This is a genomic window from Cupriavidus oxalaticus (assembly GCF_004768545.1).
Taxonomy (GTDB): Bacteria; Pseudomonadota; Gammaproteobacteria; order Burkholderiales; family Burkholderiaceae; genus Cupriavidus; species Cupriavidus oxalaticus_A.
In genome coordinates, this window is record NZ_CP038634.1 from 258,734 (window position 1) to 273,472 (window position 14,739).

At 66.3% G+C, this 14,739-nt stretch carries 12 protein-coding genes; 5 read left to right on the forward strand and 7 right to left on the reverse strand.

Annotated features, from left to right (window positions below; translation table 11 throughout):
* Positions 1–1,239 carry a polysaccharide pyruvyl transferase family protein gene (locus tag E0W60_RS01150; RefSeq protein ID WP_135702737.1) on the forward strand — a complete coding sequence of 413 codons (1,239 nt, stop codon included), beginning with the start codon at positions 1–3 and terminating at the stop codon, positions 1,237–1,239.
* A 76-nt stretch (positions 1,240–1,315) separates the two neighbouring features.
* On the opposite strand, the gene E0W60_RS01155 is transcribed toward E0W60_RS01150, so the two are convergent.
* Positions 1,316–2,026, reverse strand: coding sequence for an SDR family NAD(P)-dependent oxidoreductase (locus tag E0W60_RS01155; RefSeq protein WP_135702738.1), 711 nt, complete (start codon positions 2,024–2,026; stop codon positions 1,316–1,318).
* A 304-nt stretch (positions 2,027–2,330) separates the two neighbouring features.
* On the opposite strand from E0W60_RS01155, the gene E0W60_RS01160 reads away from it, so the two are divergent.
* Complete coding sequence (locus E0W60_RS01160) at positions 2,331–3,242, forward strand: LysR family transcriptional regulator (protein WP_135702739.1); 912 nt, start codon at positions 2,331–2,333, stop codon at positions 3,240–3,242.
* Positions 3,243–3,259: 17 nt separating this feature from the next.
* Here the strand turns inward: E0W60_RS01160 and E0W60_RS01165 are convergent, their stop codons facing one another.
* A complete protein-coding gene (locus E0W60_RS01165; protein ID WP_135703942.1) occupies positions 3,260–3,724 on the reverse strand; it encodes a RidA family protein in 465 nt (154 codons plus the stop codon).
* Positions 3,725–3,965: 241 nt separating this feature from the next.
* Positions 3,966–6,083 carry a kelch motif-containing protein gene (locus tag E0W60_RS01170; RefSeq protein WP_135702740.1) on the reverse strand — a complete coding sequence of 706 codons (2,118 nt, stop codon included), beginning with the start codon at positions 6,081–6,083 and terminating at the stop codon, positions 3,966–3,968.
* A 580-nt stretch (positions 6,084–6,663) separates the two neighbouring features.
* On the opposite strand from E0W60_RS01170, the gene E0W60_RS01175 reads away from it, so the two are divergent.
* Both E0W60_RS01175 and E0W60_RS01180 read left to right on the forward strand, forming a co-directional pair.
* On the forward strand, positions 6,664–7,296 hold the full coding sequence (locus E0W60_RS01175) for a TVP38/TMEM64 family protein (protein WP_240745798.1): 633 nt from the start codon (positions 6,664–6,666) through the stop codon (positions 7,294–7,296).
* A 141-nt stretch (positions 7,297–7,437) separates the two neighbouring features.
* Complete coding sequence (locus tag E0W60_RS01180; protein WP_240745854.1) at positions 7,438–8,388, forward strand: Bug family tripartite tricarboxylate transporter substrate binding protein; 951 nt, start codon at positions 7,438–7,440, stop codon at positions 8,386–8,388.
* Between the two features lie 74 nt (positions 8,389–8,462).
* Here the strand turns inward: E0W60_RS01180 and E0W60_RS01185 are convergent, their stop codons facing one another.
* Positions 8,463–9,179 carry a DUF899 family protein gene (locus E0W60_RS01185; protein ID WP_135702743.1) on the reverse strand — a complete coding sequence of 239 codons (717 nt, stop codon included), beginning with the start codon at positions 9,177–9,179 and terminating at the stop codon, positions 8,463–8,465.
* Between the two features lie 110 nt (positions 9,180–9,289).
* Positions 9,290–10,774 (reverse strand): PLP-dependent aminotransferase family protein, encoded by a 1,485-nt coding sequence (locus tag E0W60_RS01190; RefSeq protein ID WP_135702744.1) that lies wholly within the window; start codon positions 10,772–10,774, stop codon positions 9,290–9,292.
* 81 nt (positions 10,775–10,855) lie between these two features.
* Between E0W60_RS01190 and E0W60_RS01195 the strand changes: the two genes are divergently transcribed.
* The gene (locus tag E0W60_RS01195; RefSeq protein WP_135702745.1) at positions 10,856–11,479 is read left to right on the forward strand and encodes an FMN-binding negative transcriptional regulator; all 624 of its coding nucleotides are present in this window, start codon (positions 10,856–10,858) and stop codon (positions 11,477–11,479) included.
* Between the two features lie 92 nt (positions 11,480–11,571).
* On the opposite strand, the gene E0W60_RS01200 is transcribed toward E0W60_RS01195, so the two are convergent.
* Both E0W60_RS01200 and E0W60_RS01205 read right to left on the reverse strand, forming a co-directional pair.
* Positions 11,572–13,314: a tannase/feruloyl esterase family alpha/beta hydrolase gene (locus E0W60_RS01200; RefSeq protein ID WP_135702746.1), complete on the reverse strand. Its 1,743-nt coding sequence runs from the start codon at positions 13,312–13,314 to the stop codon at positions 11,572–11,574.
* A 313-nt stretch (positions 13,315–13,627) separates the two neighbouring features.
* Positions 13,628–14,650, reverse strand: coding sequence for a class I fructose-bisphosphate aldolase (locus tag E0W60_RS01205; protein WP_135702747.1), 1,023 nt, complete (start codon positions 14,648–14,650; stop codon positions 13,628–13,630).
* Positions 14,651–14,739: the final 89 nt, after the last annotated feature.

The window sequence follows — 14,739 nt, forward strand, 5'->3', positions numbered from 1 at the left end:
ATGCCAGCGTCCGGGCCGCGGGAACAGGCAGGCGCCGCGACCTTCACGATCCTGTTCGGCGCCTTCGACCGCCACAATTTCGGCGACCTGCTGCTCGCGCATGTGGTGCGGCGCATGATCGGCCAGCACAGCACCAGTGACAAACTCTATTTCGGAGGTCTTGCCGGGCGCGACCTGAGGCGCCATGGCGGCCACCGGGTCCGCGCGCTGGCGCATCTGTCCGCCACCGTGGGCGACGCCGCCGTCGAGGTCATCCACGTGGGCGGCGAAATCCTGACGTGCTCGCCGTGGGAAGCCGCCGTGATGCTGCTGCCGCCTGACGAGGCCGGCGCAGTGGTAGCGCGGCTCGATAGCCATCCGCGCGAGCGCACGGCGTGGGCGCGGCGGCAACTGGGCGTGCCGGACCTTGCTCCCTACCTGTTGCCTGCCACTTTGTTTGCCAATGTCAGGCGCGTCATTGTCCACGCCGCCGGTGGCATTGACCTGGGATCGGTCGAGTCCGGCATGCGGGCCGAAGTGGTGGCCAAGCTCGGCGCCGCCACCAGTGTCGGCGTCAGGGACCGGCAAACCCGGGCCGTGCTCGCCGCGAACGGCATCGATTGCCGCCTGGAGCCGGATCCGGCGGTGCTGGTGGCTGAACTGTTCGGCGATCGCATCCGCCGGCGCGCCGGCCATGGCGAATGCGCCCGCATCGGGTCGGGTTTCCCGGGCGGATACCTGGCGGTGCAGTGCAGCGCCGATTTTGGCGACGACGAAACCCTGGCACAGCTGGCCTCCCAACTCGAGCGCGTCGCCCGGGACAGGCACCTGGGCGTGGTGCTGTTCCGCGCCGGCGCCGCGCCATGGCATGACGACCTGGCTTGCTACCAACGCCTTGCCGCACGGCTGCGCAGCGCGCACGTCGCGCTCTTTGGCTCGCTCGACCTGTGGGACATCTGCGCGTTGGTCGCGCACAGCCAGGGCTTCATCGGCAGCAGCCTGCACGGCGGCATTGTCGCAGGCGCCTTTGGCTTGCCGAGGCTGGGCCTGCTGCGGCCCGGGCAACCGCCCGAAGCCAGCAAGCAGGTTGCGTTCGCCTCGGCCTGGGGCGCGGCCGGCGCGCCGGCGGCCGTACCCGTAGAGAAACTTGCGGCGAGCATGGACCAGGCGTTGGCAATCGGGCTTGCACAGCGCAGCGCGCTGGCCCGCGAATGGGCCGCCGCGTGCCGTGCCGCGTTCAAGCTGGTTCAGGACGGCTAGCACCGGTGGCTCAACGCAAAACGGCGCGACAGGGCAACTGCCCCGTCGCGCCGTCGATCCCTTGCGGGCAGGAGACTCAGTGCCCGGCGCTCTGGCCGCCGTCGACATGCAGGATCTCGCCCGTCACGAACGGCGCGCGGTCAAGGTACAGCACGGCGTCGACGATATCGCGCATCTCGCCCATATGCCCCACCGGATGCAGCGCGCCCAGCGCCTCATGCGTTTCCTTCGGGTGCATCGGCGACTTGATGATGCCGGGCGACACCGCGTTGGCGCGGATGCCGGTCTTCGCATACTCGATCGCCAGCGATTTCGTCGCCGCGCTCAGCCCGCCCTTGGTCAGCGAGGCCAGCACCGACGGCACGCCGCTGATGGCATGGTCGACCAGGCTGGTGGTGATGCTGACCACATGGCCGCTGCGCTGCTTCTCCATTTCGGCAATGGCCAGCTGCGTGATATGGAAGAAGCCCGTCAGGTTGATACCCGTGACAGTGGCATAGTCCTCGTCGGTATAGCTGGTGAACGGCTTGGCGACGAAGATGCCGGCATTGTTGACCAGCGTATCGATGCGGCCGAACTTCGCCACGGCTTCGGCGATGACGCGGCGCGCCGTTGCGGGGTCGGCGATATCGCCGGGAACGGCCAGGATGTCCGCGTCGTCCGACGGCTTGATGCTGCGCGCGGTGGCGACCACGCGATGGCCGCGCTCGCGGAATGCCTTGACCAGTTCCGCGCCGATGCCCTGCGATGCGCCGGTGATGACGACAACCTTCTGTGCTGCACTCATTTTCTTACCTCGATGTCAGTTGATTCGGCCTTCGGGTCCTTCAGGTCCTTCGAGCCGATCGGGCCGACGGCTCCGATGGGCTCAAATCTAGGAGAACCGTCCCGTGGTTCGAAGACCTCGGCGGAACAAACAGTTATGCACGCGCGGAACAAATGGCCCAGGAAGCACCGTTGCCAAGGCGGCGAAACGTCGACTCCCGGCCGCTTTTCCGCCCGCTAGACGGCCGCCATCGACTTCTGGCAAAGGCCCACATATGATGGGAACACCGCTTCCCGCCACCCGATGCACCGCCTGATCCGACCCGATGAAAAGGCAATTCGATGACCTCCAGCTCGGCAGCATCGAGCTGTTCTGCCTGGCCGCCGAACTGGGCAGCTTCACCGCCGCCGCGGTCGCGGCCGGCGTGACGCCGCCTGCAGTCAGCCGCACCGTGCAGCGGCTGGAAGAACGGCTGGGGGTACGCCTGTTCGTGCGCACCACGCGGCAGATCCGCCTGACCGACGAAGGCCGGCTGTACTTCGAGCAAAGCCGGGGCGCGCTGGCGCAGCTATTGGATGCGGAGCGGCAGGTCAGCGGCCAGCGCGCAGCGCCCGCGGGCCGCTTGCGGATCAGCCTGCCGACGCCCTATGCCCACTACCGCGTGCTGCCGGTCCTGCCGGCGTTCCGGGCGCAGTACCCGGAAGTCGAGGTCGACGTGCATATCAGCAACCGCAACGTCGATTTCGCGGACGACACCTATGACCTGTCGGTGCGCGGCCGCGCGCCGGACGACTCGAACCTGATTGCGCGCAAGCTGGAGGATGCCGAGCTGGTGGTCGTGGCAACGCCCGCCTACCTGCAGCGCGCCGGCACGCCCCGGTCACTGGAAGACCTGCTCAGGCATGAATGCATCCAGTTCGAACGCCCCAGCAGCGGCCGGCGCATTCCCTGGACCTTCCGCGTCAATGGCGAAGACACCGATATCGTCACCACCGGCGGCTATGCGGCGACCGAAGACATCCTCGGCGGGGCCACGCTGGTCCGCGCCGGAGCGGGCCTGTTCCAGACCTATCGCTTCGTGGTGGAACAGGACCTGCGCGACGGCACGCTGGTGGAAGTCTTGCAGGAATTCAGCGGCAGTACGCGGCCGTTCGTGCTGCTCTACCCGTCGGCGCGGCACGTGACGCGCCGCGTGCGCGTCTTCGTCGACTTCCTGGTGGAGAAGTTTTCCGCGTAAATCTCCACGCGGAGCGCTCACGCAGGCTTGAGCTGCGCAATCACCACGAGGATCACCGCTGCATTGGCGGGCTGCTGGAAATGCGCGGAAATGGTCCGTGCATGGCCGGCCTTGTCCCCCAGCACATCGCGGAACAGGTCCGAAGCCCCGTCGAGGACCGCGGGCTGGTCGAACCAGCCCGGCGCGCTGGCAATGTGGCCGTCGACGCGAACGATATGGTCCAGGCGCTCGAAGCCACCCAGGCAGTCATCGATCTGCGCCAGCACGTTGAGAGCCGCGAGTTCGGCGGCCAGCTTGCCCTGCCCGACCGTCAGGTCCTTGCCGACCTGGCCTTGCCAGGCCACCTTGCCGTCCTGCAATGGCAACTGGCCGGAGATGAAGAGCAGGTCTCCCGCCTGGCTGACGGCGGTATAGCTGCCCAGTGGTTGCGGGGGCCGCGGCAGCGCCAGTCCGCGCGCCGAAAGTCGTTCATGTACGGACATCATGTATTCCAGTCTGGTCGGGTGTGCTGTGAATCGGGAGTGCCGTGCGGCTGGCCTGAATGGCGGCAGCGCAGTCTTCGGCCTTCTCCTGTCAGGCTCAGTTTAGGTGCGCATTGACCGGGAATACAGGCACCGGCGGGAACAGGAATAGAAACGCCATGGAACAAATCCGCGTGCCCGTCGGGGGCCGCTTCGCGAACGAAGGGCCCGGACGGGTCCGGCGGTCAATACCTGCCAATGTCTAATCGTTCGCAGGTTCCCCCTTGGACTTCAGCAGCACATGCCGCCCTTCGCTGACGGTCCCGTTCTTGCCAACGGCGTAGAGCACGTAGTCGCCGGCAATCGCCAGCCCTGGCAGCGGCGGCGCGGTGACCTCCAGCTTGCCGTCGTTGTGAAGCCGCACCGGCAGCTTCACGTACCGGTTTCCCCAGGTCCAGTTGTGCGTGATCGGACCGGTACGAACCAGCGCCACCGACTCGACCTCAGTACCGGAGACGTCGAGCTTGAAGCTGTTGCCGTAGTGGATGCTGTTGGGACTTTGGGTGATGACCGGCTTCGCGCCCTTGAAGAAATACGGCGGCTTGTAGAACTCGATGACCGGTACGGCGGCGTCACGCTGCGCCTGCGTCTGCGGCGATCCCGGTATCAGGTTGACCCGGTTGCCGCCCATCACCCATACACCGCCATTTGGCATCAGCAGCGCAGTGGAATGGTCATGCCGTGGCACCGGCGAAGTGGCCACGTCGGTCCTGCTGCCGTCGGCCGGATTGTACAGCTGGTAGACGAGGCTGTTGACGTCGCCCTCGGCACCACCAACGACCAGCAGCTTCCCGTCCGGCAGCACGACCACATTGTTCTGGGAGACCGGCTGGGCCAGGTTGCTAAGGGACGTCCATTTTGGCGTCGCGCTGGAGAAGTTGATGGTTTCCGCAACCGCCGATCCCGGTGTGTTGCCGCCATTCGATCCGCCGAACAGGAACACGTTTTGCGACCACGTGCCATCCGCGTTGATCGTTACCATGATGGCCCCGGCACCACTGTCGTGGGCATTCTGCGCGGTATCGACATATTGCCAATGGTTTTGCGCCGGCGTGGCGATCAGCGGATCGGCCAGCGCTGCCTGGACATCGAACAGGTAGGTCTTGCCGCTGTAGAAGAACGGGTCATATCCGCGGATGTTGAGGCCGCCCGTTTCCCCGGGCAGGGGCGGCACGACTTCGGATGTCACCGCGACCTTCCAGTCCTTCTCGCCAGGGCCGGTCTGGACCACAAAGGCGCGCGGATACATTGGCAACAGCTTGCGCGCGCTCTCCAGCGCCACCGTCGTGTCCGTCTTGGGGTCGTACACCTCGGGTACCGCCTGCCGTACCTTGGTGGCGCTCGCGTTGCCCGCCCCCACGCTGGTATCCTGGTCCGAGCCGGACAGCACCAGGATCTTCCCGTCGGGCAGGGTCACGGCGGTGGGGTACCACCGCTGGTACTTCAGGTCCGAGGGGAGCGGCGGGTCGGTGTTGTTCTCATCGAGGGGATTGCAATGCGACAAGGTGCCGGTCGGATCCGATTCAAAGCCTGACCTGACGCAGGGCGTGGGCCTGAATACCCATTGCTCGGTCTTGGGGTCGAATATATTGACCTTCCTGCCGCCATTGTTGCCGCCCTTGTCATGCAACCCGACTACATAGATGCGGCCATCGATGCCAGCCACGTGGCCATTGCAGAACAGGTTATATCCCAGTCCCCTGGAAAAGCCTGCGTCCGAAAAGAACGGATCGGTATGGCTGATGTCCGCGCTGGTCAGGTCGGCGATAGCCGTCTTGGTGAATATGCCGGTATCGATCAGGGACTGCAGTCCACAGATATCCACGATCTGGGTGTTTTCACGTTCGAGGTCGGAGCTGTAGCGCGACCAGCCGCTTTCGTCGAGTTGTCCGAGCCCGAAACCGCCCTGTACCAGTTCGATGTACTTCTGGTTGAATCCCGGGAAGCCACCACCCTGCACCGGCGGATTCAGATAGTGCTTCGGCTTGTACTCAGATGGCCGCATCCAGATCAGCATTTTCGGGCATTCCGCGTACTTCTTATTCCATATCAGCGAGGTGTGGATGAAATCCTTGTGCACGGGAATCAGACCGCTGTTTACCCCACATACCGTCGCACCCGCGGCAGGGCATGCCTCCACCGCCGCAGCGGTACCGGCCGGCGCGGCGATAAGCCAGAACGAGCATGTGCCTGTCAGCGCCAGTGACAGGGCCTTACGACGATTTGCCATACGACCACCTTTGAAGCCATCAATGCAGGAAACAGCCGGGAGGACTGCAGCCAGCAGTGCCCCCAGCCCTTGAAAAGCTGTTTCAACCAAGGTACTGGTGGCGCCCTCCTTCTCTGATTTCCGTGGCGCATTTGGCTATGCCCTGGACATGCGGTGCACCCGCAGCGTCGCAAGACAGGGAAGCGCGCGGGACGACATCCCTGGTCTCGGCTGCGCCCTCCAATACTGCCTTCGGGCGGTAGCTTCACTGCCAACTTGAGCGCGTGCCGGCATCGCCGGCCCACGCCCGGCATCTCCCCGGAATAGCGAATTGATTCAAATGGCTAAGCGAGATCGGTGCCAACCGGGCTAGCGTCTTGATTCTGTTCGGAAATTTTGCGGTGGAAGAATTGCCGGCCAGCGCAAACCGGAAAGAACGTTTCAGAGAGGAGACAACTACGTCGGGGCTCGTATGTCTCTAGCGGGGCAATGAGCCGTCAATCTCTTGCAGTTTGTGCCGCGAGCTAAAACTCGAAATTGCCGCCAGTGGCCGCGCGCACGGCGCCCCCCGTCGTGATCCACCGTGCCCTCGCATCGAAACTTCGGCCCTGCCCGCGGTTCTAATTTTTATATGCTGAGCAAATTGTCTGCCAATCGGCGCACCATCTGGTTCTGGTCTGCAGTCGGCACCGTGGCGGCGCTGATCGCCCTGGCCGTGCTGTCCCCGCCCGTCAAGGGCTTTGCCGACCAGGCCATCGCCTGGGCCCAGGCAACGATGGAACAGCATCCCGGGGCTGGCGCGCTGGTTTTCTTCCTGTTCTCCGCCGTATCTGCCATGGTCGCTTTCGCCTCGAGCGTGGTCCTGGTGCCGCCGGCCAGCGCCGTGTTTGGCAAGCCCCTCACCGTTCTTCTGCTCTGGGGCGGCTGGGTGCTGGGCGCGGTTGCCGCCTACGGCATCGGCCGTCTCGCCTATCCGTTGCTTGCCCGCAGCGGTTATGCGGACAAGCTGGCGAAGTACCAGGACTACGTATCGAAGCGCATCAGATTCTGGGCGGTGCTGCTGTTCTGCATCGCGGTGCCGTCCGAAATTCCCGGCTATCTTTTTGGCACGATGCGCTACCCCTTCGCGAAGTTCCTGGCCGCCATCGCCATCGCCGAAGCGGGCTATGCGATTGGCATCGTCGTCGCGGGCGAGAGCCTGGCGATCGACCGGCCCCTGCCCTTCTTCATCGCCGCCGGCATCCTGGCGGTCGTCGCGGTGCTGGCGGGACTGGCGCTGCGTACGGCCAGGAAGCACAAGGCTGGCGGCCTGCGTCGGCGCTGAGGCGGGCGTCGGCTCAGATCAGGTCGTTGCGGGCAGTCCCCGGGTGAATATAGGATTACCGGCACAAAAGACATACGCTGACGAGCCGATTCCCTGATCCACACACGGAGACAAGCCTTGACCACGAAATATCGATTCGCCTTGGGCCTGCTGGCCACGGCAAGCCTGATTGCCGCTACGCCGGCCTCGGCACAAGGGCAGTGGCCGAACAAACCCATCCGCTTTGTCGTGCCTTTCGCCGCTGGCGGCGCCAATGACCTGATGGCGCGCGCCGCGGCCGAGGGCGCTTCCAAGGAGCTGGGGCAGACCGTACTGGTCGAGAACCGCCCGGGCGCCGGTGGCACCGTCGGCGCGGACGTGGTGGCCAAGAGCAAGCCCGATGGCTACACCTTCCTGATCAGCGCCGCCGGTGTCATTTCCAACAGCATGATCAAGAAGTCGATGCCGTTCAAGGACGACGACCTGGTGCCGGTCGCCATGATCGGCCTCGCGCCGTCGGTGATCGTCGTGCCGAAGAACGCGCCCTACAAGGACTTGCGCGACTTTGTCGAGGCCTCGAAGAAAGGCACCGGCTTCAACTTCGCCACCGCGGGAACCGGCAGCACGCCCCACTTTGTCGCCGAGATCCTGAACGTAAAGTACGGCGCGAAGCTGCAGCCGGTGCCGTACAAGAGCGGGTCGGAGAGCACCACGGCAGTGCTGGGCGGCCAGGTGGAGGGCACCTCCGAGGCCAGCATCATCGCGCTGCCGCACATCCTGCACGAAGGCAAGTTCAAGGCGCTGGCCACGACCTGGACGCAGCGCATCTCGGCCTACCCGCAGCTCTCCACCGCGGTCGAGCAGGGTTTTCCGGATTTGCAGATCGCCCACTGGGCCGGTGTCCACGCGCCCAAGGGCACGCCCAACGCCATTCTCGACAAGGTCGCCGCGGCGGTCGACAAGGCCATGAAAGATCCCGACGCCTCCGCCAAGCTGAAGGCCGTCGGCATCGAGCCGATCGGCGGCACGCGTGCGGATTTCGTGAAGTTCGTCAATGCGGAACGGAAGCGGCTGGGCGAGATCGTCAAGGCGGCCAGGATGCAGGAGAAGTGATGGCAGCGCAGGCCGTCGCAATGGCCTGCGCTGTCAGCGCATCCTGCGACGAAGGACTGGTCGCGCGCGGGGCGTTAGTAGGCAAGCTTCGGCATGAACTGCCCACGCCCCTCGGGCGTCATGTCGAGCAGGCCCCAGAGCGCACTGACGGCGTCGCCGGATCGATGATCCGTGCCAACGTCCGCCGGTGCCCAGGTAAGGTCGCTGCCCCAGAAGTGGCGGACCTTGCCGTGGTCGAGACGGAATACGTTGAATGCGGTGTCGTCCCATTCCTCGCCGGGCTTCCCGCCGCTCAACGCCCGGATCTGCGCCGGCAGTTTCGTTGAGTCTCCGAAATAGTCGGCGTCGTAGCTGTTGCCCGCGGTCGAGAGGAACTGAAGATGCGCCCATCCCCGTTCGCGCGCCCACGCGACCAGCCGCGCGATGGGCGACTTGGCGACGATATAGAGCGCAGCACGCTGGCCGACATGCCTGGCCGCGCCGTTGACGGAGTCGAGCAAGAGCGTGCACATCGGGCATGGCGTATCGCGGTCCGGGCCGTACATGAAGCTGTACAGGACCAGGGTGGGATGCGGGCCGAACAGCCCGGACATTGCGACCGTTTCGGGCATGCCGTTCGCGCCGATCCGCTCGAACACGTAGTCCTGCGGCACTTCGCCGCCTGGCGGCAGCGCGCGGCGCTGCGCCGCGACGGCCTCGATATGCCTTCGCAACGCAATTTCCTCTTCAAGCAGTGCGTTCCGCGCCTTGCGGTACTCGGCGCTTTCGTTGGGGTAAGTGACGTGCAACATGCTAGCCTCCTGCGGTTGCTCCCTGTTAGGCTTGTCGACGCCGGGATCGGTTCTCCGCGCCTTCGAGCACACCGGCATAGACGCGATCCGATAGCACCGCAGCATAGGGTTCACGCGGCCATAGCCGCGATGACCGCGCCCAGGATGCGCATGCCTTCCTCAATCTGCCGGGTCGTCAGGCTGGCATAGCCCAGCACCAGCCCGGCCGGTCGTGTGGGTCCTGGCGACGGCGGCAAGGCAAACAGCGGCGACAACGGATAAACGCCCACGTCCTGCTCCCGCGCGGCAGCCGCCAGCGCCGCTTCGTCCCGCGGGCGCAGCGACGGCAGCCACAGCACCACATGCAGGCCGGCCGCCGTGCCGCTGACCTCGGCATCCGCGGGCAGGTAGCGGGCAATGCCATCCAGCAACGCCGCACGGCGGCGCTCGTTCTCCCGGCGCATGCGCCGCACATGGCGTTCGTAGGCGCCGCTCTCGATCAGCGCGGCCAGCGCGCGCTGCTCCAGCACCGGCGCATGGCGGTCGGCCAGCCGCTTGGCCTGCCGGAACACCGGCACCAGTTCGGCAGGGAGCACCAGGTAGCCGAGCCGCAGTTGCGGCGACAATGCCTTGGAGAGGGTGCCGACGTAGATCACGCGTCCGTCGGTGTCGATCGACTGCAGCGTGTCGATCGGGCGCTGGCCGTAGCGGAACTCGCCGTCGTAGTCGTCTTCGACGATCCAGGCATCGTGGCGCTGTGCCCATTGCAGCAATTCCATGCGCCGGCCGACCGGCAGCACGCCACCCAGCGGGAACTGGTGCGATGGCGTCACGTATGCCAGGCGGACGCGCTCGTGCTGCGGCAGGCTGGCGGTATCCAGTCCGTGTTCGTCCGCGGGCGTGGGCAGACAGGTGGCGCCGGTCGCCGCGAAGCAGCACCGGGCCATCAGGTAGCCGGGATCTTCAAAGGCGAAGGCGTCGCCGGCATCCAGCAGCAGCCGCGCGCACAGGTCGATGGCCTGTTGCGAGCCGTTCACCACCACGATTTGCGCGGGCTCGCAGGCAAGCCCGCGGGCCCGCCGCAGATAGCCCTGCAGGGCGCGGCGCAGCGCAGGGTCGCCCTCCGGCGCCGCATAGTAAAGGCCGTCCTGCTGACGCAGCAGTTCGGCCTGATAGGCGCGCCGCCACGCCAGCGTAGGGAAATCCCGCGACGCCACCGCGCCATAGCGGAAGTCGAAACGAAGCGGTTCCGCGTCGGGGAATGCCGGCATGCCGATGTCCGCCAGCCGGCGTGCAAAGCGGGACAGCGGCAAACGGGAGGCAAGGCGCGGCGTCCCGGCCGCGCTGGCAGGCGCCGGCGCCGTCAGCGCATTGGCAACCCGCGCCGCGCGCCCCGCCGACGTGACGAGAAAGCCTTCGGCCGCCAACTGCTCATAGGCCGCGGTGACCGTGGTGCGGGATACCCCCAGCTCGGCTGCCAGCGCCCGCGTGGACGGTGCGGGCGCGCCCGGCGGCAGCACGCCGTCCGAGATCTGGCCGCGCAGCAGGTCGTAGATGCGGCGTCCCGCGCCGCTGGCGCCCGGCCGCGGGCCGTTGGGTCGGGGAAACTGGCCCATAAAAAATCCTGAAAACTGGACCTTCCGATTGTGCCAGTTACAGGAGACAGTATCTACGACGCCAGGACACCCGTTCGCCCCATGTACATCCCCGCCCACTTCGCAGAAACCCGCCCAGAAGAACTTGCGCGCATCATTCGCGCGCACCCGCTCGGCATGCTGGTCACCCAGGCAAGCGGCACGCTGGATGCCGACCACATTCCGTTCGAGTTCGACGCCGACGCGGGCTCGCACGGCGTGCTCAGCGCCCACGTGGCGCGTGCCAACCCGGTCTGGCAGCGCTGCCCTTCCGGCACGCCGGTGATGGTCGTCTTTCGCGGCGCCGAGGCCTACATCTCGCCAAACTGGTACCCGAGCAAGCACGAGACGCACCGCCTGGTGCCGACCTGGAACTACGAGGTGGTGCACGCGCACGGCACGCTCACCGTGCATGACGACGAACGCTTCGTCCGGCGCATCGTCGCGCGCCTGACGCGCCGGCACGAAGCGGACGAGCCCAGGCCGTGGAAGATGGGCGACTCCACGCCCGAATTCATCGACGGCATGCTGCGCCATATCGTCGGCATCGAGATCGCCGTCACTGCGCTGCAGGGCAAGGTCAAGCTGAGCCAGAACCGGGAAGCGCGCGACCGGCTGGGTGCCGCGGAATCGCTGCAAGCGCGGGGATTCGGCGAACTCGCGCAGTCCATGCGTCGTGCCGGGTAAGGCAGGCAAGTAAAAGAGCAAGTAAAAGCGCAAGCAAGCAAAAAGAAGCGAGCCGCGCGGGCTCGCCCCTTTTTCCTACGCCTGCCTCCGCATTATTGCGTCGCGCAGGTAAAGCTCGATGCCAGGTTCACATCGCCGGCGCCGTTGTACTTCGGCCAGCTCGGGTATTCGCACAGCGGCCGCGTGCGGCCCGGCACGCCGACCGTGTCGGTCACCGTCAGCGAAGCCGGCGCGGTGCCCTGCTCGACCCACTTCTCAAGCGCCGTCAGCGAGTCCCACGAAGCATTGAACACCGAGCTTATCGAGTGTCCGTAGCCCGGGATTTCGTAGTAACGCATGAAGTTGGCGACATTGCCCGCGCCCATCGTTCCCTGTACGCGCGTGAAGTAGTCCTCGGTCGCGCGCGTGCTGACCAGCGCATCGGACTTGCCGTGCGCCATCAGGATCTTGCCGCCCTTGTTCATGAACGCGGACAGGTCGGTCTTGTTGATGTCCTGCAGCCCGGCAAGCTGGCTGATGCGGTCCTGCCAGGGCCCCGGGTTCTGCGGGTCGAGCGTCAGCGAGTTGAAGGTCGGATCGCGCGTGACGAAGTAGCGCACCCACTGGTCCCAGAACACGCTCATGTACGGCGCGGTAGCGGGCATCGGATTGACCGGGGCATCGATGTTGAGCGCCAGGGCAATGACTGTCGGCTGGACGGATGCGTTGCCGGCCAAGCCGAGGTCGGCGCCCCAGACGTTGAAGCCCGGATACTGCGTCTCGCCGCTGCCCAGCGCATAGCCGAACACGATTTGCGAGTTGTACACCTTCAGCGCGTTGATCTGCGCGTCGGACAGGCACGTGTCCCCGGCGTCGGCGCCGTTGGCGCAGCGGACCGGCTGGCCGTTGAGCATGGCCGTGGATGGGTCGAAGCTGGCATTGCAGGCGGCGACATTGCTGATCAGGCCGTCCTTGACGCCGTCGAGGTCGTCGCACGCGGCAATGGCGGCGTCGTATAGCACCTTGCGCTTGGGCTGGTTCGGGTAGGCGCCCGGCGCGGCCAGCGCGCGGGTGATGCGGCCGAACTGCAGGTCCAGGCTGGCGGCATTCCAGGCGGGATAGAGCACGATGGCGCCATCCCAGTCCTGCGGCCAGCGCTGCACCACGGCCAGCGCTTCGCGGCCGCCGGTCGATCCGCCGGCAAAGTAGGCCTTCTTCGGGCCATCGGCCTGGTAGTGCATCTGGATCAGCGCGATCGCCACGTCGCGCGTCTTCTTCAGCGCGTCGCTGGCATAGTTGCGCAGCGCCTCGTCATTGACGCCGAACGAGCCGTCGCGGCTGCCGAGCGCACCCGCCTGGTGGCCGGAATCGCTGGCGAAGGTGGCATAGCCGCGCGCCAGTGGCGAGGGCTGGTCAGTCGGTCCGGCCGGCACATTGCCTGCCGTGTTGGGAATGGTCCCGTCATAGCCGCCGCCGCCGAACATCACCACCTTCTGGTTCCAGCTGGCGGGCATGTTTATCTCGAACCGGATCGGTGGCGCCGTCGGATCGACGGGCGCGATGGTCCCCGTTACCTTGCAATACGCGCCAGTGCCCAGCTGCCCGCCGCCGGTGGCCGGCACCATGTCGGTCTCGGCAACCGTTGCGCCCTTGGTAGGCAGGCCGATGCTGCTCGCGGGGACGGTCTTGCCCGGCAAGTTCTGGCACGATACCGGGGTCTTTACCGGCGGGGGATGATCGTTGTCACCGTCACCGCCGCCGCAGGCACTCAGCACAAGGCCGGCCACGGTCGCAACGAGGACGGGAGCCAGTTTGAAGGTCACTGGCAAAACTCTGCTTTGCAAGTCGGTTGACATTTGTCTTCTCCACGGGGTCTCCTGGGACGGGATAGCGCCGCCGGGACCTCGGCCCCGGCGGGATAATCCTCGGTGCCTGCGTCTGCATTCGGCATGCCAGCACGCAGGTGATGAGACGGATGTGGAGCGTGAAATATGTTCCGTATTGCCGAAGCGGAGGGCCGGGTGTTTGCCGGATGCGCGCGTCACACGCGCACCCGGGCCGGCGACCGGAAGTTCTTTCAATCGAATCGGGAAGGACCTGCAAACGGCGCGGCAGGCCGCCGGCGATTCAGCGATAGAAGAGCACGCCCGCCGGCATCTTGCGCGTTGATCAGGCCGCGGCGTTCTCCATCGCCGCTTCGTATTGCCCCAGGCACGCCATGGCGTTGAGCCGCGAGCGCTGCAGCAGCGCCCGTTGCGCCAGCGCGGCGTTGGCCGGCTCCCCGCGCCACGCCAGCAATGGCGGCTCCTGCAAGGCGCGCCCATAGGAGAAGCTGAGCCGCCAGGGCAACGGGCCGAGCCGGTTCATCGCATCGAGATTGGCGGTGGCTTCGGCGGGCGTCTGGCCGCCGGACAGGAAAAAAATACCCGGCACCGCGGCGGGCACGGTGCGCCTGAGCACCTGTACGGTCTGCGTGGCAACCTCTGCCGGTGCCGCCTGCCCCGCATCCTTGCCTGGAAGCACCATGCTGGGTTTCAGCAGCATGTGCTCGAACACCACCGCATGCCGCTGCAAGGCGTCGAACACCTCATGCAGCACGGCTTCGGTGACTTCCGCACAGCGCGCCATGCTGTGCGCGCCATCCATCAGCACCTCGGGTTCGACGATGGGCACGATCCCTGCCTCCTGGCAGATCGCGGCATAGCGCGCCAGCGCCTCGGCGTTGGCGTGAATGGCAAGCCGGCCCGGCAGCTTGTCGGACACGTTGTAGACGGCACGCCATTTGGCAAAGCGCGCGCCCTGCTGGCGATAGCCGGCAAGCCGTTTTGCCAGCCCGTCGAGGCCTTCGGTGATTTCGTCCCCGGGTGCGTGCGCCAGCGCGAGCTTGCCCTTGTCGACCTTGATGCCGGGCACGATGCCCTGGCGCGCGGCCAGTTCGGGCAGCGGCGTGCCATCGTCGGCCCGCTGGCCCAGGGTCTCCTCGTACAGGATCACGCCGCTGATGAACTCGCCCAGGCCCGGCGTGGACAGGAGCAGGTTGCGCCACGCCCGGCGGCTCTCCTCGCTGGATTCCACACCGATGCGGTCGAACCGCTTGGCGATGGTCGGCCCGCTTTCGTCGGCGGCCAGCAGGCCTTTGGCGCCCTGCACCATGGCGTCGACGGTGGCTTGCAGTTCGCTTGCTGTGTCCATGGCGTTGCTCCGGGAGGGGGTATAACAACAAGCATTGGCGCCTCGGTGCGATTGCGCAAGCGACCGGCGTGCGGGCCGTCGCGGACCGC